A 17,345-nucleotide genomic window follows, 5' to 3' on the forward strand; every position below is an offset into this window, starting at 1 on the left:
ACCGCCAGTCTAGCCGGGAAGAGCCCTTCAGCGAAGGTCCATGCCCAGATCCAACGCGGGTGCGGAGTGGGTCAGCCCGCCCACCGACAGATAGTCCACACCGGACTCGGCGTAGGCCCTACCACGGTCGAGGGTGAGGCCACCAGAGGATTCCAGCCGCGTCTTCGGCGAAACTTCGTCGCGGCGCGCGACCGCCTGCCGGCACTCCTCCGGCGTGAAGTTGTCCAGCAGCACCTCGTCCGCCCCGGCGGCCAGCGCCTCCTCCAGCTGCGCAAGCGTGTCGACTTCCACCTCGCACGCCAGTTCCGGCGCGTGCGCCCGGGCCGCGGCCAGCGCCGCGGTCACCGACCCCGCGGCGACGACGTGGTTGTCCTTGATCAGCACCGCGTCGCCGAGGCCCAGCCGGTGGTTGACCCCGCCACCGCAGCGGACGGCGTACTTCTGCAGCAGCCGCAGCCCCGGCAACGTCTTGCGGGAGTCCCGGATCGCGCACCCGGTACCGTCCACTTCGGACACCCACGCGGCGGTCGCGGTGGCGACGCCGGAGAGGTGGCACAGCAGGTTCAGCGCCGTGCGTTCGGCGGTGAGCAGCCCGCGGACCGGCCCGCGCAGCACCAGCGCGGGCTCCCCCGCCACCAGCCGCTCGCCGTCCTCGCGCCCGGCCAGGACCTCGAAGTCCGGGCCCAGCACCATGTCGAACACCGCGAGCGCCACCGGCAGCCCGGCGACGACCCCGTCGACGCGCGGGGTCAGCTCGGCGACCGCGATCGAGTCAGCAGGCACCGTCGACGCGGTCGTCGCGTCCGGCCCGTACCGCAGGTCCTCGCCCAGCGCTGTGGTGACGACCCGCCGCACGTCCTCGACGTCGAGGCCCGCGCCGGCGATCCGGCGCAGGACCGGTTCGGAGATCGGGAACGTCATGCCACGCCCTCCAAGGTGATCGGGTCGGCCAGCACGGGCTGGCCGGACGGGCTGAGCCGGATGAGCTGACTGCGCCGCCAGCCGTCGTCACGCGACGGGAAGTCCGACCGCACGTGGCAGCCTCGCGACTCGGTGCGCCGGACGGCCGCGGTGAGCAACGCCTGCGCCGCCACGGTCAGCGCCGCGTCCTCGACCGCGGCGTGTGTCCACAACGGAGTGTCCGAAAGCGACAGGTCCAGCACCGAACCGGCCGCCGCCAGCCCGTCGGCGTCGCGGCCGATGGCCGTGTACCGGCTCATCACGCGCTGCAGGGCATCACGTTCCGCCGCCGGGGCGGTCGTCCACGACGGCAGCCGCCCGCGCGCGGGATCGGCCAGCAGCCCGGCCCCGAGGTCCGCCGCGACGGCCTCCGCAACGCGCTGCCCGACGACCAGGCCTTCGAGCAAGCTGTTGGACGCCAGGCGGTTCGCGCCGTGCAGCCCGGTCCGCGCGACCTCGCCGGCCGCGTAGAGCCCGGCCACCGACGACCGTCCGTCCACAGTGGTCATCACGCCGCCGCAGGAGAAGTGCGCCGCCGGCGTCACCGGGATCGGGTCCACCGCGGGGTCGAGGCCCAGTGCCGCGCACGCCGCGAGCACCGTCGGGAACCGCCGCGCGAACCCGGCGATCCCGGTCGCGTCGAGGAAGACGTGGTCGTCGACGCCGCCCGGTGCGGTCGCCATCCGCCGCGTGATCGCCGCCGCGACGACGTCGCGCGGCGCGAGGTCGCCGAGCGGGTGCACCCCGCGCATCACGGGCAGGCCGGCGCCGTCGACCAGCGTCGCGCCCTCGCCGCGCACCGCTTCGGTGACCAGCGGGCAGCGGCCGCGCGCACCCGGGGTGTAGAGCACGGTCGGGTGGAACTGGACGAACTCGATGTCCGCCACGGTCGCACCGGCCCGCAGTGCGAGCGCGAGCCCGTCGCCGGTGGCGATCTCCGGGTTCGACGTCGCCTGGTAGAGCTGCCCGATCCCGCCGCTGGCCAGCAGCACGGCGGAAGCGCGGACGACGCCGGGCACGCCGTGGCGGTCCAGCACCGTGACGCCGGCGACCCGGCCGCCCGGCGTGCGCAGCGCGTCGACGGCGATGTGGTGCTCCAGCACCGGCACCCCCGCCTGCCCGGCCTGCGCGACCAGCGCGCGTTCGACCTCGGCGCCGGTCGCGTCGCCGCCCGCGTGGATCACGCGGAACGCGCTGTGCCCGCCTTCACGGGCCCGTGCGAGCAGGCCGTCCCCCGCGGCGTCGAACCGCGCGCCGTCCGCGCGGAGCCGGGCGATGGCGGCCGGACCGCCGTCGAGGATCGACCGCGCCGCCACCTCGTCGACCAGTCCCGCCCCGGCGGTGAAGGTGTCCTCGGCGTGTTTCGCCACCGAGTCGCCGACGTCGTGCTCGTTTTCCAGGACCACGGCGACGCCGCCCTGGGCCCACCGCGTGTTGCCGTCCGCAACGGCCGCCTTGGTCACCACCAGGACGTGCAGCCCGAGGGCCTGCGCGCGCAACGCCGCCGTCAGCCCCGCGACGCCGCTGCCGATCACGACGAGGTCGGCGCGGGCCTCCCAGACCGGGGTTTTCGCCTGTGCGGCATTAACCGGCGGCATCATTCGCCGCCGCCGGGCTGCCCGATCTCGATCATCCGCTGCACCGAAGCCCGCGCGCGAGCGGCCGTCTCGACGTCGACGTGCACCTCGTCGAGCCCGTCACGCAGGCACCGCAGCAGAGCTGCGGGCGTGATCATCTTCATGTAGCGGCAGGACGCGCGGTCGTTCACCGCGCGGAAGTCGATGCCCGGCGCGGCCTTGCGGAGCTGGTGGATCATGCCGATCTCGGTGGCCACCAGCACGCTCTTGGCCTTGGTGTCGCGGGCCTCGTGGACCATGTCGCCGGTCGAGAGGATCTTGACCCGCTCCGGCGCCACGGCCCCTTCGCCGGCCAGGTAGAGCGCCGAGGTCGCGCAGCCGCACTCGGGGTGGATGAACAGGTCGGCGTCCGGGTCCTCGGCCGCGCGGGCGGCCAGCTCGGCGCCGTTGATCCCGGCGTGCACGTGGCACTCCCCGGCCCAGATGTGGATGTTGTCCCGGCCGGTCACGCGCTTGACGTGCGCTCCGAGGAACTGGTCGGGCAGGAAGAGAACTTCCTGGTCGGCGGGGATGGACGCGACGACGTCGACCGCGTTCGAGGACGTGCAGCAGATGTCGGTTTCGGCCTTCACCTCGGCCGTGGTGTTGACGTAGGAGACGACCACCGCACCCGGGTGCTCGGCCTTCCAGGCGCGCAGCTGCTCACCGGTGATGGAGTCGGCGAGCGAGCAGCCGGCCCGCGCGTCCGGGATCAGGACGGTCTTCTCCGGCGAGAGGATCTTCGCGGTCTCGGCCATGAAGTGGACGCCGCAGAAGACGATGGTGGACGCGTCGCTGCTCGCCGCGATGCGGCTGAGCGCGAGCGAGTCGCCGGTGTGGTCGGCGATGTCCTGGATCTCCGGCACCTGGTAGTTGTGCGCGAGCAAGACCGCGTCGCGCTGCTTCGCCAGGCGCCGCACCTCCTCCGCCCAGGCCGCGTTCGCCTCGACCCCGCCGAACGGGGTGAGACCTTCCGGAACCAACATGGTGGTCATCGGGCCCTCCTGGACCTGTCTCCGGTTTTCGCCTTATAATCGAAAACCGTGCGAAGTCATCTTAACACCCAGACACCCCTGGCCCACGAGGTTTTGGGAGCGGTCCTTCAAGTGCGCTCGGACACACTGCGCGTGCTGTTGTGGCGACGCGCACTGGACCCCCACCTCGGCCGCTGGTCGCTGCCGGGCGGGCGGCTGCGGCCCGACGAGGACGTCGAGACGTCGATCCGGCGCCAGCTCGCCGAGAAGGTCGACGTCCGCCAGCTCAAGCACGTCGAGCAGCTCGCGGTGTTCAGCGACCCGGACCGGGTTCCCGGGCCGCGCGTGGTGGCGACCGCGTTCCTCGGCCTGGTCCCCTCCGACGTCGACCCCGAGGTGCCCGAGGACACCGAATGGCACGACATCGCGCGGCTGCCGCGCACGGCGTTCGACCACGAGGCGATCGTGCTGCGCGCCCGTGACCGGCTGCGGTCGAAGCTCTGCTACACCAACCTCGGGTTCGCGCTCGCGCCGGAGGAGTTCACGATTTCCGCGCTCCGGAGCCTGTATTCGGCGGCCCTCGGTTACCGCGTCTCGGCGACCAACCTGCAGCGGGTGCTTTCGCGACGCGGCCTGTTGCTCCCCACCGGCCACACGGCCGCACCCGGCCGCGCGGGTGGCCGCCCCGCGGCCCTGTTCTCCTTCGCCGGCAAGGGCATGCAGATCACCGATCCGTTCGCGGTGTTCAAACCGCCCAACCGGTGACCGTGCGCCGAAGGCGTTCTGCCCTTACCGTGGGACCCGTGACCGAGCCGGAATCGGAAAGTGCCGCGACGACGACGATCCTGCCGTTGTTCCCGCTCCAGACCGTGCTGCTGCCCGGCACCAAGCTCCCGTTGCACATCTTCGAACCGCGCTACCGGCAGCTGACGGCGGACCTGGTGAGCGGCACGGTGCCGGGCCGCGAGTTCGGCGTGGTCGCCCTCCGCTCGTCACTGACCCGCGAGGTACGTGGTCTGGACCAGTTGTACGAGATCGGCTGCAGCACGGTGCTGCGCGAGGCGAAACGCCTGCCGGACGGCCGCTTCGACGTCATCACGCAGGCCCAGCGCCGGTTCCGCCTGCGCGACCTCGACTGCGTTTCGGCGCCGTACCTCATCGCGTCGGTGGAGTGGATCGACGACGACCCGGTCACCCCGGCCGGCGACATGGCGGAGCGCCTGGCGACGGTCGCGCGCGGCGCGCACCAGCGGTACTGCGAAACGGCGTGGCGCAGCGACGACTGGCAGGCCCCGGACCTGGACACGACGTTCGCCGAGCTGGCCTACGCGCTGGCCGCGGACTGCCTGCTCCCCCTGGAAGACCGCCAGCGGCTCCTGGAGGAACGCCACCCGCTGCGCCGGCTCCGCATCGCCTGCCGCCTGCTGACGCGGGAAGCGGGTTTCCTGGACAAGCTGGGCGCGGTGCCGGTGCCGCCGGGCGAGCTCACCGACCTCAGCCGCCCGGCCAGCCTGAACTGACCCGTACCCCCGTCGAGGGCGGAGAGGACCCGCCGCCGCGCATCACCTGGCAGCCGCGGGCGGCGGCCAGGTCGAACGGGGCCACCCGGCCGGAGCGCACGTCCGCGGCCCACTCTCCGCTCGCAGGGAACGGCTGAGCTCCCGCGGCGACCGCCTCCGTGGACAGCAGCAAGATCGACTCCGGGGAGAGCAGGCCCCACCCGTCCCTGGGGGCTGACCCCGGTCCAGTCTATCGCCCCACCCCGACGAAACCGCCCGCGAAGCCGTGCTCCGGGGAAGTTGTCCACATCCGCGGAAGCCTGGGGACAATCAGGCGTTCTCCTCCGAACCGTTGCCGAACTTGTTCCACACCTTGCCCGCCGCCCCGGAAACCGTTTCGCCGACGTCGCTGAACACCTTCGTCAGCGGGTCCGCCGAGGTGCTCCACGAGTCCTTGTACGACTTGGCCGCCGACTTCAGGTCGTCCTTCCAGTCCGACGTCGGCGAGTCGTCGTCGCGGCGCGGGTAGTCGCCCGCCAGGATCGCCCGGTACTCCTCCGACGCCGCCCACTTCTGCAGCTGCGCCGCGCGGACCACCGCGAACGGGTGCGACTCGGTCTCGACGGACCTGAGCTTGAGGAAGCTGTCGCGGATGTCCTCGACCGATTCGTACTCGGCGGCCTGCTGCAGGAACGACGGGACGTCGATGCGCGCGGGGTCGATGCCGCCGGCGACCTGGATCTGGGCGCGCAGCGCCGCCGTCGGGTCCTGGCTGCACAGCAGCCCGGCCCGGTCGCACGACAGCTCGGCCTTCCGGAACCACTCGCGCAGCGCCGCGATGACCGCCCGCAGGCCGAGTGCGCTGACCGGTGTCCACGACATCGACAGCTGCAGGCCGATCAGGCGCACCATGATCGTGCGGTAGACCGCGTGGCCGGACAGCACGTGCCCCATCTCGTGCCCGAGCACGAACCGCAGCGACTCGATGCTCATCAGCTCGACCAGCCCGGTGCTGACCCGGATGAACGGCTCGTCCATGCCGACCGTCTCCGCCCGGACCCGCGGGTCCTGGAAGACGAACACGTTCGGCACCGCGGGCAGGTCCAGCGTCTCGGCGCATTCGTGGCGCAGCCGGTCGAGCTCCGGGTACTGCTTCGGCCCGACGCGGATCGACGACGCGAGCGCCATCAGCCGCTCGCCGCGCTCGTTGTAGAAGCCCGAAATGGCCTTGACGACCTGGGCGAAACCGGGCACCGCGCGCAGCGTGGCGAGCGCGCCGCGGTCCACCGGGTGCTCGTACGCACGCGGGCTGATGCCGGGAAAGCGGACGGCGTTGTGCCGCGAAACTTCGATGTCTTCGGTCACTGCTGGAACCCCCTGTAGTCGAGGCACCAGCCTAGGGGAAAACGCTCAGCCGAGGCGGCGGCCCAGGTCGTCGCGCCCGTTCCAGGTGGCGAGCATGCTGTAGGCGATCGACACGCCGAGCGGGCCGGCGAGCAGCACCCACCACGACTCCAGGCGCGGCGCCAGCTCGATCACCGAACCGAGCGCGGGCGGGCTGGCGATGGCGTAGTGGCTGTTCGCCCAGCCGACGCCGAGCAGCATGGCGAGCGCCCCGGCGAGCGCGACGCCGAGCACCGCGGCGAGGAACACCACCGGCCCGCGCCGTTCGCGCAGCAGCCAGACGACGACGCCGACGACGATCCCCGCCCCGAGGGTGAGGAACCCGAAGACGGCGAGGTCGTCGAAGCGGTGCCAGCTCTCCAGCTCGAGGGCGCCCTGGGTGCCGTCGGCGGCGATGATGCGCACCCGCTCCGGCGGTGCGAGCCGCGACCAGGCGAAGGCGAGGGGGAAGCTCAGCAGGCTCAGGATGCCGAGCACGCTCACGGCGGGCAGCAGGTCGGCCTTGACGACCACCCGGGGCCGCCGCTCCCGGAACAGCACGGGAACCGACCACGGACCGGCCACGGCCGACGGCCGGTGCGCGGGTCCCGACGACTCACTCACCCGGACTCCCTCCTGCGACAGTGCCACCGAGCGTAACCGGTCGATGCGTGGACGCGGTGAGCCACCGGCCGTGTCGCAGGGTCAGCCGCTCGCCGTCTCGCCGTGGCGGCTGCAGCGGGCCGTCCAGCCCAGCGGGCTCACCTGGACCACGAGCCGGCGCGCGCAGAACGTGCAGTACCGCGGTGGCTCCAGCGCCGTCCTCGGGTTGTGGCACGCCGGGTGGTCCGCCCCACCCGGCGACTCCTGTCCACAATGGACGCAGTAGGCCGCGGAAACCGGTGTGTCAGAGGCTGTCACTGAGGGCCTTGATGGGCATCTTGAGCTCGTCGAGCATCTCCAGGTCCGCCGAAGCCGGGCGGCCCAGGTTGGTCAGGTAGTTGCCGACGATGATCGCGTTGATCCCGCCGAGCATGCCCTGCTCCGCGCCGAGGTCGCCCAGCGTCAGCTCGCGGCCGCCGGCGAAGCGCAGCATCGTGCGCGGCATCGCGAGCCGGAACGCCGCGACCGTCCGCAGGGCGTCCTTGCCCTCGACGATTTCGTAGTGCTCGTACGGCGTGCCCGGCTGCGGGATGAGGAAGTTCATCGGCACTTCGTGGGGGTTCAGCTCGGCCAGCTGCACCGCGAACTCCGCGCGCTGCTCGACCGTCTCCCCCATGCCGATGATGCCGCCGCAGCAGACCTCCATGCCCGCCTCGGCGACCATCCGCAGCGTGTCCCAGCGCTCTTCCCAGGTGTGGGTCGTCACCACGGCGGGGAAGTGCGAGCGCGCCGTCTCGAGGTTGTGGTTGTAGCGGTGCACGCCCATGTCGACGAGCTCGTCGACCTGCTCCTGCGTCAGCATGCCCAGCGAGCACGCGATCTGGATGTCGTTGCCGTCCTCGCGGATGGCTTTCACGCCTTCGCGGACCTGCGAGAGCAGCCGCTGGTCCGGGCCGCGGACGGCGGCGACGATGCAGAACTCCGTCGCGCCGGTCTCGGCGGTCTGCCGGGCGGCCTTGACCAGGTTGGGGATGTCGAGCCACGCCGAGCGCACCGGCGTCGGGAAGCGGCCGGACTGGGAGCAGAAGTGGCAGTCCTCCGGGCAGCCGCCGGTCTTCAGGCTGATGATGCCTTCGACCTCCACCTCGGGCCCGCACCAGCGCATCCGCACCTCGTGCGCCAGGGCGAGGAGGTCGGGCAGCTGGTCGTCGGGCAGCCGGAGCACGTCGAGGACCTGCTGTTCACCGAGGCCGACGCCGTTTTCGAGGACCTGCTCGCGCGCGCGGGCGAGCAGGCTGTCCGGGTGGCGGAGCCCCCGGCCCGGGACGGAGCCCCGGTCGTCACTGACATCGGTGTCCGGGACTGCGGTCACGGCGGCTCCTTGATCGAGGTGGTGCGGAAAGCGCCCCTCATCGTGCCCGAAGGGGCCGCGAGGGGACAGCGATGCAGGTCACTTCCCGGCGGAAGCGCACCCCGCGAACAGCTCCGGGTCGAATTCCCCACCGAACCACGGCGAGAGCCCGGCCCGCGCCGCGGCGAGGAACTCCCCGCGGGACGCCTGGCCGAGCCCCTCGGGGAGCACGCCGAGCAGGGGCGCGCCCGCCGCGACCGGCAGGTCTTCGAGGTTGGACAGCGACGCGAGGTCCGGTTCGGCCGGCCAGGCGCCGATGATCACCCCGGCGACGGTGAGCCCGCGCTTGGTGGCGACCTCGGCGGTGAGCGCGGTCGCGTTGAGCGTGCCGAGGCCGGCCTCGGCCACGACGATCACGAGCGAGCCGAGCGACCAGGCGACGTCGGCGAGGCTCGCGCCGCTGCGGTCGAAGCGCACCAGCAGCCCGCCCGCGCCCTCGATCAGCGTGAGGTCGTGCGCGGTGTCGAGGTCGGACGCGGCCTGCGCGATCTCACCGGGGTCGAGTGCCGGGAGGCCACTGCGCCGGGCGGCGGCCTCCGGCGACAGCGGATCCGGGTAGCGGCGCAGCTCGCGCGTCGTGACGCTCGGCCCGGCGAGGCGGACGACGTCGTGGAGGTCACCGGGCTCGTCGGGGCGCACCCCGGTCTGGGCCGGTTTCAGCACGGCCACCCGCTGTCCCCCGGCCGCCGCGAGGGCCGCGATCGCCGCCGTGGTGATCGTCTTGCCGACCCCGGTCCCGGTCCCCGTCATCACCAGCATGGTCACGGACCATCAACATAGTGACTCCGGGGTGGGGTGCGCACGCGGGCCGTGGTCAGCGGGGCCGGGAACCGCACGGTCGGAGGTCGCGGGGGTCGAAGTGCGGGCCCGCCAGGCGTGCGCGAACCGTGGATCAGGGGCGGCCACGAACCGAACGAGCCGGGCCCGCGAGGTGCGGACCCGGCTCGGCTCGATCAGACGACCAGCGTCTCAGGAACCCGGCACCGCCACCGGCGCTCCCGCGGGCCGGAACGTGCGCTCCGCCGCGTCGAACAGGTACACCTGGGCGTCACCGACGTGGAAGTACATGCCCGTCAGCTGCAGCCTCCCGGCCGTCTCGGCCGCCGCCACCGCGGGGTACTCGCGCAGGTGCTCCAGCTGCTGGAGCACGTTGTGCAGCGCCAGCCGGTCGCCTTCGCGGTCCGGGACCGCGCCGTCGAGGGTGGCCGAGCCGAGCCGGTGCGCGCTCGGTTCCGCGTGGCGCAGCCAGGCCGACAGCGGCCCCGGCGGCGGGCCGTCGGCGAGCGCCGCCATCGCCCCGCACGAAGAGTGCCCGCACACCACGATCTCCTCGACCCCGAGCACGCCCACCGCGTACTCGATGGAGGCGTTCATCGACGCGTCGGCCTGCCCGGGCGGGACGAGGTTGCCGATGTTGCGGATGGTGAACAGGTCGCCGGGCCCGCTGGTGGTGATCAGGTTCGGCACGATCCGGGAGTCGCCGCAGGTGATGAACAGCGTGCGCGGCCGCTGGCCGTCGGCCAGCCCGGACAGCGTGTCGCGCAGCAGCGGCGCGGCCCGGCGGTGGAACTCGGTGGCGCCGCGGCGGGTCTGCTGGGCCGGGATGTCGACCCCTTCGGCCGCCTGCCACTCCGACCACGGCGCGAGCCAGCGCGGCACCGCCCGGCTCGCGGCGATCCGGGACCGCGTCGGGCGGCCCGCCTTGCCCTCGCCGAACCACGGGTGGCCGACCTCGTCGACCTCCACCGTGCCGCCGGCGCGCTCGTGCGCCTGCTGCCACGTGTGCAGGCTTTCGAACGCGGCGTGGTCCAGGTAGTCGACCACCAGCTCCAGCCGCACGGTGACGCCGCCCGGGATGCTCCCGAGCGCCTTCGACAGCCGGGGCACGGACAGGAACGTCAGGACACCCTCGACGACGACCCGCCAGTCGTCACCTTCCCTCTCGACGTGGAGACCCGACCAGACCGTCCGGCGCAGCATCAGCACCAGCGCCAGCCCGATGCCCGCCAGCACGCCGGTGAGCAGGTCGAACACGACGACCCCGGCGAGGGTGAGCAGGTACACGGGCAGATCGCCGTGGGCGAGCACGGTCTTGATGTGCGCGAGGTTGACCAGCTTCGCGCCGACGTGCACCAGCAGCCCGGCCAGCGCCGCCAGCGGGATGCTCTGGATCAGCCCGGCGAGCAGGACGACGAACAGCAGCACCCAGACGCCGTGCAGCACCGCCGACACGCGGGACTTCGCCCCGGCGGTGACGTTGGTGGAGCTGCGGACGATGACGCCGGTGACGGGCAGGCCGCCCAGCGCTCCGGAGACCATGTTGGCCGCGCCCTGGCCGACCAGCTCGCGGTCGAGGTTGGCGCGCGGCCCGGTGTGCATGCGGTCGACCGCGACCGCCGAGAGCAGGCTCTCCACGCTGGCGATCAGCGCAATCGTGACGACGGCGAGGGCGAACCCGCCCCAGCCGCCGTCCGGCAGCTGCGGGACGAGGTGGAGGTTCAGCAGGTCGCCGGGCAGTTCGACGCGCGGCAGCGTCATCCCGGACGCGACCGACACCACCGTGGCCACCGCGATCGCGGCGAGCGGCCCCGGCACCTTGCGGACGGCCGCAGGCAGCTTCGGCCAGAGCAGCAGGAGGCCGATGGTGATCAGGCCGACGATGGTGGCGGAGTCGTGGTGGGCGATGATCTGGGCGGGCAGCTCGGCGACGTTCTCGACGGCCGAGCTCTGGGCCTTGCCGCCGAGGATGACGTGCAGCTGGCCGAGCACGATCGTGACGCCGATGCCGGCCAGCATGCCGTGCACGATCGCCGGCGAGATGGCCAGCGCGGCGCGCGCGATGCGGCTCAGCCCCAGCAGGATCTGGCACGCGCCGGCGGCGACGGTGATCGCGCAGGTGACGGCCCACCCGAAGGTCTGGATGGTTTCGGCCATGACCACGGTCAGGCCGGCGGCGGGCCCGCTGACTTGGAGTGCGGAGCCGCCGAGCGCGCCGGCGACGACACCGCCGACGACGGCGGCGATCAGCCCGGCGGCGACCGGGGCGCCCGAAGCGAGGGCGATACCGAGGGACAGGGGGACGGCTACGAGGAAGACGACCAACGAGGCCGGCAGGTCGTGGCGGAGCACGGCGAGGGGTCTCATGATCACCATGCAACAGGAAATCGAGTGAAATGTCCGCTATGTTCCACCCGATCGAGTGAACAACTCGCCACAATTAGCCCGGATGTCACATATCGGGCGGCCCGTTAACATTCCGTTCACAAGCCGCAGCCTGTCATGTGACAGCTGAAGTCCGTACGACACAAGGCTTTGCGCGCCGGCGGCCACCCCCGTCGGCACCGGAGGTGGCCGCCGGCGGTGCGTCAGTGCTCCAGCGCCCCCGCGGGGACGAACCCGCGCACGGTATCGTCCAAAAGGGACACTTGGGCCGCGCCGACGTCGAAGTACATCCCGGTGAGCCGCAGGGCGCCCCGCTCCAGGGCCGCCGCGACCACCGGGTAGCCGCGCAGCATTTCCAGCTGCTGAACCACGTTCTGCAGGGCCAGCTGGTCGGCCTCGGCGGCCGGTCGTTCGCCGCCGAGCAGCAGTGGCGCCTCGCGGCTGCGGCGCCGGAGCGTCGCTTCGCCGTGGCGCAGCCAGCTGCCGAGCTGGTCGAGCCCGGCCGGAGCCCGGCCGAGCAGCGCCTTCATCGCGCCGCAGCCGGAGTGGCCGCACACCACGATCTCGGCGACCTCGAGCACGCCGACGGCGTACTCGATCGCCGCGCCGACCGACGAGTCCGTGCCGTCGGCCGGCGGCACGAGGTTGCCGATGTTCCGCACGGTGAACAGGTCGCCCGGCCCGCTGGTGGTGATCAGGTTCGGCACGATCCGCGCGTCGCCGCAGGTGATGAACAGCGTGTGCGGCTGCTGGCCGTGCGCCAGCCCGCTCCACGTGTCGCGCAGCAGCGGCGCCGTGCGGCGCTGGAACTCCGAAGCACCGCGGCACAGCAGGGAACTGGCGGTGCGCTGGGCGGGCAGCTCGACGTGCTCGGCCTGCCACTCCGACCACGGCGCGAGCCACCGCGGCACGACGCGAGCCGCACCACCGCGGCGCACGGTCGGCTCGCCCGCGCGGCCGCGGCCGAACCACGGGTGCCCGATCTCGTCGACCGTGACCGGCCCGGCGTGCGCCTGCTGCCAGCCGCGCAGGCAGTCGAACGCGGCGTGGTCGAGGTAGTCGACGTGCAGCTCGAGGGTGACCTCGGCGTGCGGGGGCACCTCGGCGAGCACCCGGGTCAGCCGCGGCACGGACAGGAACGTCAGTGCGCCTTCGATGACGACGCGGTGGCGGTCACCCGCCCGTTCGACGTGGATGCCGGAGAAGATCATCCGCCGCAGCATCATCGCCAGCGCCAGCAGAACCCCCGCCGCGACGCCGGTGAGCAGGTTGACGGCCACCGCGCCGGCCAGGGTGACCGCGTACACCGGCAGGTCGCCGTGGCGCCGCACTTCCTTGAGGCCGTGGAGGTTCACCAGTTTCGTCCCGACGTACACCAGCAGCGCGGCCAGCGCTGCCAGCGGGATCAGCCGCAGCACGCCGGTGAGCAGCAGGCAGGCGGCGAGGATCCAGCCGCAGTGCAGGATCGCCGACGCCCGGGTGCGCGCGCCGGCCTCGAAGTTGGTCATGCTGCGCACGATGACGCCGGTGACGGGGAACCCGCCGAGCGCGCCGGCGGCGACGTTCGCCGCGCCCTGCCCGATGAGCTCCCGGTCGAGATCGGTGCGCGGGCCGCCGCGGAGCTTGTCCACCGAGACGGCGGACAGCAGGCTCTCCAGGCCGGCGATGAGCGCGATGGTGAGCGCGGCGAGCGCGAAGCTCCCCCAGCCGCCGCCGTCCGGCAGCCGGGGCACGATCCCGAGGGCAGGCAGCCCGGCCGGGAGGTCGACGCGCGGCAGGATCATCCCGGTCGCGACGGACAGGCCGGTGGCCAGCGCGACGGCGGCCAGCGGCGCGGGCAGGCGCCGGACGGCCTTCGGGAGCCGCGGCCAGCCGACGAGCACCGCGAGGGTGACCACGCCGATCACCACGGCCTGGTCGTGGTGCGTGGCGATCTGCCGTGGCAGCGCCAGGACGTTGGCGAGCGCGGAGCCCTGCGCCGAGCCGCCGAGGACGACGTGCAACTGGCCGAGCACGAGCGTGACGCCGATGCCGGCGAGCAGGCCGTGCACGATCGCCGGGGACACGGCGAGCGCGGCGCGGGCGGCCCTGCTGAGGCCGAAGAGGATCTGGAGCAGGCCCGCGGCGACGGTGATCGCGCAGGTGACGGGCCAGCCGTGGGTGGCGATCGTGTCGGCCAGCACCACGGTGAGGGCGGCGGACGGGCCGCTGACCTGCAGCGGCGATCCGCCGAAGAGGCTCGCGACCAGCCCGCCGACGACGGCGGAGATCAGTCCCGAGAGCAGCGGCGCCCCGGCGGCGAAGGCCACGCCGAGGGACAGGGGGACGGCGACGAGGAAGACGACTATCGACGCGGGGAAATCGTGCTTGAGGTTCTCCAGGTGGTCGGCGTTCTTCGGGGGTCCGGTGTCGTGTTCGCCACGAACGATCTCGATCATGGGGGCAGGATCGCCGAAACCGGACGAAAAGTCCGCTACGCAAGCATTTCTCGCGTTTGGCCGGGCACAGGATCGACCGGGCGGACCCGGCTTTCACACCGACCGCCTCCGCCGTTCGCGTGGTGTGGATCTTGGTCCGGCACGCAGCGCGACGATGAGGGAGCTTCGGGTCTCGGTGTGCCCGCGATCACACCCGATGTGCTGAATTCAGGCCTTCGCGGCGACCGCAAGCATCGCGCGGGTGATCACGGCCAGGTCGGCGTCAGTCGAAACGTACGGCGGCATCGCGTACACCAGGTCCCGGAACGGCCGCAGCCACGCGCCGTGCTCCGTCACGACGTCCGTCGCCACCGCCATGTCGACGGGGTGGTCGAGCTGCAGCACGCCGATCCCGCCCAGCACCCGCACGTCGGTGACCGCGGGCAGGTCCCGCGCCGGGGCGAGGCCGTCGAGCAGGGCCTTTTCGATCCGGCTGACGTCGCTTCGCCAGCCACCGCCGGCGAGCAGGCCGAGGGAGGCGTTGGCGACGGCCGAGGCGAGGGGGTTGCCCATGAACGTCGGGCCGTGCGCGAGCACCGGCAGTTCCCCCTGCGCGATACCGGCGGCGACCTCCGGGGTGCACAGCGCGGCCGCCATGCTGAGGTAGCCACCGGTCAGCGCCTTGCCGACGCACAGGACGTCCGGCGTGACGCCCGCGTGTTCGGCGGCGAACAGGGCGCCGGTGCGGCCGAAGCCGGTCGCGATCTCGTCGAAGATCAGCAGCACGTCGTGCGCCTCGGTCAGCTCGCGCAGCGCGCGCAGGTAGGCGGGGTGGTGGAACCGCATCCCGCCGGCGCCCTGCACCACGGGTTCGACGATCACCGCGGCCAGTTCGTCCTTGTGCCGCTCGATTTCCGCAGCCAGGACGTCCACATAGGACTGATCCGGCGGGGTGTCGAAGCCGGACGGCGGTGCGGGCACGAAGACCTGTTCGGGCAGCACCCCGCGCCACAGCGAGTGCATGCCACCGTCGGGGTCGCAGACGCTCATCGGCGTGAAGGTGTCACCGTGGTAGCCGCCGCGCCAGGTGAGCAGCCGCCGCTTCCCCGGCCGCCCGCGCGAACGCTGGTACTGCAGGCACATCTTCACGGCGACCTCGACCGACACCGAGCCGGAGTCGCAGAGGAAGACGTGCTCCAGCCCGTCCGGGCTGAGGTCGGCGAGGGTCTTGGCGAGGGTGATGGCGGGTTCGTGGGTGAGGCCCCCGAACATGACGTGGCTCATCCGCCCGGCTTGCGCGGTGAGGGCGGCGTCCAGCACGGGGTGCCGGTAGCCGTGGATGGCCGACCACCACGAGGACATCCCGTCGACGAGCTCCCGCCCGTCGGCGAGCTTCAGCCGGACGCCGTTCGCTTCGGTGACCAGCAGGGACGGCACCTTCGCCGGCATGGGCGCGTAGGGGTGCCAGACGTGCTGGGCATCGAGGGCGAGCAGGTCGGCGGAGTCCATCCGCCGACCCTACGACACCGCCTCAGCCGGGTTCCCGCGCCTCGGCGGCAGGTGGAACCGACCGGCCGGAATCCGCCCGGCCCGCCCCATCCCCTCGCTCCCGACCCGAAGCGCCCTCACAACCGGACCGGCAGCGTCTCCAACCCGTGCACCAGGGAGCTCGGCCGGTACTGCAGCTCGTCCGGCTTGGCGTCCAGCGCGAGGTCCGGGAACCGCGCCAGCAGGCCGCCGAGTGCGATCTCCGCCTCCAGGCGGGCCAAGGGTGCGCCCACGCAGTAGTGGATGCCGTGGCCGAATGCCAGGTGGCCGGTTGCCGCGCGGGTGATGTCCAGGCTGTCCGGCTCCGGGTAGCGCTCCGCGTCGCGGTTGGCGCCCAGCAGCGAGACCAGCACGAACTCGCCCTCCGGGATCGTCACGCCGCCGACCTCCACCGGCTCGACGGTGAACCGCAGCGTGGCCAGGTGGATCGGGCCGTCGAAGCGCAGGAACTCCTCGACCGCGCCCGGCAGCAGCTCCGGCTCCGCGCGCAGCCGGGCCAGCTGCGCCGGCTCGCGCAGCAGCGCCAGCACGCCGTTCGCGATCAGGTTGACCGTGGTCTCGTGCCCGGCGACCAGCAGCAGGAACGCCATCGACACCAGCTCGGTCTCGGACAGCGAATCCCCGTCGTCACTCGCGTGCACCAGGTCCGACAGCAGGTCTTCGGCCGGTTCGGCGCGCTTCTGCGCGATCAGGCCGGTGAGGTAGCCGAACATGTTCGACGCCGCGGCCTGCACCTCCTCCGGCCGGACCGCCGCGCTCAGCAAGGTCCTGGACCAGCCGGAGAACTCCGTGCGGTCCTCTTCGCGCACGCCGAGCAGCTCGCAGATCACCGTGATCGGCAGCGGCGCGGCGAACGACGTCACCAGATCGGCCCGTTCCTGCCCGGCCAGCGCGTCGAGCAGCTCAGCGGTGATCTCCTCGACCCGCGGCCGCAGCCGGGCCACCGTCCGCGCGGTGAACGCCTTGTTCACCAGCTTCCGCAGTCGCGTGTGGTCCGGCTGGTCCGAGTTGAGCATGTGCTGGCTCAGGTCCTGCCCCAGGCTGAAGCCGTTCTGCGGGGCGTCCGGGGGCAGCTTCGCCTCGAACAGCTCGCGGATGCGCCCGCTGTTCTTCTGCAGCCGCGGATCGGCCAGCAGCGCCCGCGCCTCAGCGAACCCGGTGACCAGGTAGCACGGCAGCCCGCGCGGCATCCGCACCCGGCGCACCGGGCCGCCCCCGCGCAGCATCTCCGAAAACAGGTGCGCGTCCTGCGCGAAGTCCTCGGCCACCTCGACGATTTCGTCGGTCGTCATGTCATCCCCCGGTGCTCACCACGTCAGCGTTCGGCGAGTGCCGCCACGACGCGCTCGGTCACGTCCTGCCAGTATGCCCGTTGTTCCTCGCGTTCTTCCGCGTCCGCAAGCCATTCCTGGTGGAACCGCAAGGTCGTCTTGGCCCCCGAGCCGCTGAGCCGCACCTGCACGGTGGAGTCGTGGTCCCAGTCGCTCGGCCGCCACGTGAGCCGCACCCGGTCGCCGTCGGCGAAGCTGCGGATCTCGCCGACCGTGCCGTTCGCCGTCTCGTACTCCGCACCCGGTTCCCGCGGCAGCTCGACACCGGGGCCGAGCCAGATGCCGACGCCCTCGCGGCTGACCAGGAAGTCCCAGACCGTCCCGGCGGGGTAGGGCAGGGTCCGCGAAACGCCGATGTTCCACCCCACATCGGCTGTCTTCCCCGTTGAAGAAGTCATGTCCGCATCCTCCCACCGGGGTACGACAAAAAGGTCCCCCGGC

15 protein-coding genes are annotated in these 17,345 nt (G+C 72.6%); 2 read left to right on the top strand and 13 right to left on the bottom strand.

The genetic code is table 11. The features are described 5' to 3' along the window. Window positions 1-27: 27 nt before the first annotated feature. From nadC to nadA, 3 genes are read right to left on the bottom strand one after another with little or no spacing between them, the layout of a single operon-like run. A complete protein-coding gene (gene nadC / locus AB0F15_RS25745) occupies window positions 28-921 on the bottom strand; it encodes a carboxylating nicotinate-nucleotide diphosphorylase (protein ID WP_360275125.1) in 894 nt (297 codons plus the stop codon). Continuing rightward, a complete protein-coding gene (locus tag AB0F15_RS25750) occupies window positions 918-2,561 on the bottom strand; it encodes an L-aspartate oxidase (protein WP_360275127.1) in 1,644 nt (547 codons plus the stop codon). The genes nadC and AB0F15_RS25750 overlap by 4 nt, the downstream gene beginning before the upstream one ends. Next, a complete protein-coding gene (nadA, locus tag AB0F15_RS25755; protein ID WP_360275130.1) occupies window positions 2,558-3,571 on the bottom strand; it encodes a quinolinate synthase NadA in 1,014 nt (337 codons plus the stop codon). The genes AB0F15_RS25750 and nadA overlap by 4 nt, the downstream gene beginning before the upstream one ends. Window positions 3,572-3,682: 111 nt before the next feature. Between nadA and AB0F15_RS25760 the strand changes: the two genes are divergently transcribed. Both AB0F15_RS25760 and AB0F15_RS25765 read left to right on the top strand, forming a co-directional pair. Further along, window positions 3,683-4,315, top strand: coding sequence for an NUDIX domain-containing protein (locus tag AB0F15_RS25760; protein ID WP_360275133.1), 633 nt, complete (start codon window positions 3,683-3,685; stop codon window positions 4,313-4,315). A 38-nt stretch (window positions 4,316-4,353) separates the two neighbouring features. After that, the gene (locus tag AB0F15_RS25765) at window positions 4,354-5,070 is read left to right on the top strand and encodes an LON peptidase substrate-binding domain-containing protein (protein WP_360275135.1); all 717 of its coding nucleotides are present in this window, start codon (window positions 4,354-4,356) and stop codon (window positions 5,068-5,070) included. A 309-nt stretch (window positions 5,071-5,379) separates the two neighbouring features. On the opposite strand, the gene AB0F15_RS25770 is transcribed toward AB0F15_RS25765, so the two are convergent. The 10 genes from AB0F15_RS25770 to AB0F15_RS25815 all read right to left on the bottom strand — a co-directional run bounded on the left by AB0F15_RS25770 (window position 5,380) and on the right by AB0F15_RS25815 (window position 17,302). After that, entirely contained in the window at window positions 5,380-6,414 is a 1,035-nt protein-coding gene (locus AB0F15_RS25770) for a M48 family metallopeptidase (RefSeq protein ID WP_360275138.1), read from the bottom strand. Between the two features lie 45 nt (window positions 6,415-6,459). Then, complete coding sequence (locus AB0F15_RS25775) at window positions 6,460-7,056, bottom strand: DUF2567 domain-containing protein (RefSeq protein ID WP_360275141.1); 597 nt, start codon at window positions 7,054-7,056, stop codon at window positions 6,460-6,462. A gap of 81 nt (window positions 7,057-7,137) precedes the next feature. Continuing rightward, window positions 7,138-7,353 carry a hypothetical protein gene (locus tag AB0F15_RS25780; RefSeq protein WP_360275144.1) on the bottom strand — a complete coding sequence of 72 codons (216 nt, stop codon included), beginning with the start codon at window positions 7,351-7,353 and terminating at the stop codon, window positions 7,138-7,140. Continuing rightward, a complete protein-coding gene (gene bioB, locus AB0F15_RS25785; protein ID WP_360275288.1) occupies window positions 7,340-8,329 on the bottom strand; it encodes a biotin synthase BioB in 990 nt (329 codons plus the stop codon). Before bioB ends, AB0F15_RS25780 begins: the two co-directional genes overlap by 14 nt. Window positions 8,330-8,485: 156 nt before the next feature. Continuing rightward, a complete protein-coding gene (gene bioD / locus AB0F15_RS25790; RefSeq protein WP_360275147.1) occupies window positions 8,486-9,211 on the bottom strand; it encodes a dethiobiotin synthase in 726 nt (241 codons plus the stop codon). Window positions 9,212-9,415: 204 nt separating this feature from the next. Further along, window positions 9,416-11,599, bottom strand: coding sequence for a bifunctional SulP family inorganic anion transporter/carbonic anhydrase (locus AB0F15_RS25795; protein WP_360275150.1), 2,184 nt, complete (start codon window positions 11,597-11,599; stop codon window positions 9,416-9,418). Window positions 11,600-11,811: 212 nt separating this feature from the next. Then, window positions 11,812-14,046, bottom strand: coding sequence for a SulP family inorganic anion transporter (locus AB0F15_RS25800; protein WP_360275152.1), 2,235 nt, complete (start codon window positions 14,044-14,046; stop codon window positions 11,812-11,814). A 207-nt stretch (window positions 14,047-14,253) separates the two neighbouring features. Further along, entirely contained in the window at window positions 14,254-15,534 is a 1,281-nt protein-coding gene (locus AB0F15_RS25805) for an adenosylmethionine--8-amino-7-oxononanoate transaminase (protein ID WP_360275155.1), read from the bottom strand. A 116-nt stretch (window positions 15,535-15,650) separates the two neighbouring features. Continuing rightward, window positions 15,651-16,865, bottom strand: coding sequence for a cytochrome P450 (locus tag AB0F15_RS25810; protein ID WP_360275158.1), 1,215 nt, complete (start codon window positions 16,863-16,865; stop codon window positions 15,651-15,653). A 23-nt stretch (window positions 16,866-16,888) separates the two neighbouring features. Next, window positions 16,889-17,302 (bottom strand): SRPBCC domain-containing protein, encoded by a 414-nt coding sequence (locus AB0F15_RS25815; protein WP_360275160.1) that lies wholly within the window; start codon window positions 17,300-17,302, stop codon window positions 16,889-16,891. Window positions 17,303-17,345: the final 43 nt, after the last annotated feature.

The organism is Amycolatopsis sp. NPDC026612 (assembly GCF_040638285.1).
Lineage (GTDB): Bacteria > Actinomycetota > Actinomycetes > Mycobacteriales > Pseudonocardiaceae > Amycolatopsis.

Coding starts and splice junctions, on each gene's coding strand:
- nadC (WP_360275125.1), bottom strand. CDS start 921: ATGACGTTCCCGATCTCCGAACCGGTCCTGCGCCGGATCGCCGGCGCG.
- AB0F15_RS25750 (WP_360275127.1), bottom strand. CDS start 2,561: ATGATGCCGCCGGTTAATGCCGCACAGGCGAAAACCCCGGTCTGGGAG.
- nadA (WP_360275130.1), bottom strand. CDS start 3,571: ATGACCACCATGTTGGTTCCGGAAGGTCTCACCCCGTTCGGCGGGGTC.
- AB0F15_RS25795 (WP_360275150.1), bottom strand. CDS start 11,599: ATGGTGATCATGAGACCCCTCGCCGTGCTCCGCCACGACCTGCCGGCC.
- AB0F15_RS25800 (WP_360275152.1), bottom strand. CDS start 14,046: ATGATCGAGATCGTTCGTGGCGAACACGACACCGGACCCCCGAAGAAC.
- AB0F15_RS25805 (WP_360275155.1), bottom strand. CDS start 15,534: ATGGACTCCGCCGACCTGCTCGCCCTCGATGCCCAGCACGTCTGGCAC.
- AB0F15_RS25810 (WP_360275158.1), bottom strand. CDS start 16,865: ATGACGACCGACGAAATCGTCGAGGTGGCCGAGGACTTCGCGCAGGAC.
- AB0F15_RS25815 (WP_360275160.1), bottom strand. CDS start 17,302: ATGACTTCTTCAACGGGGAAGACAGCCGATGTGGGGTGGAACATCGGC.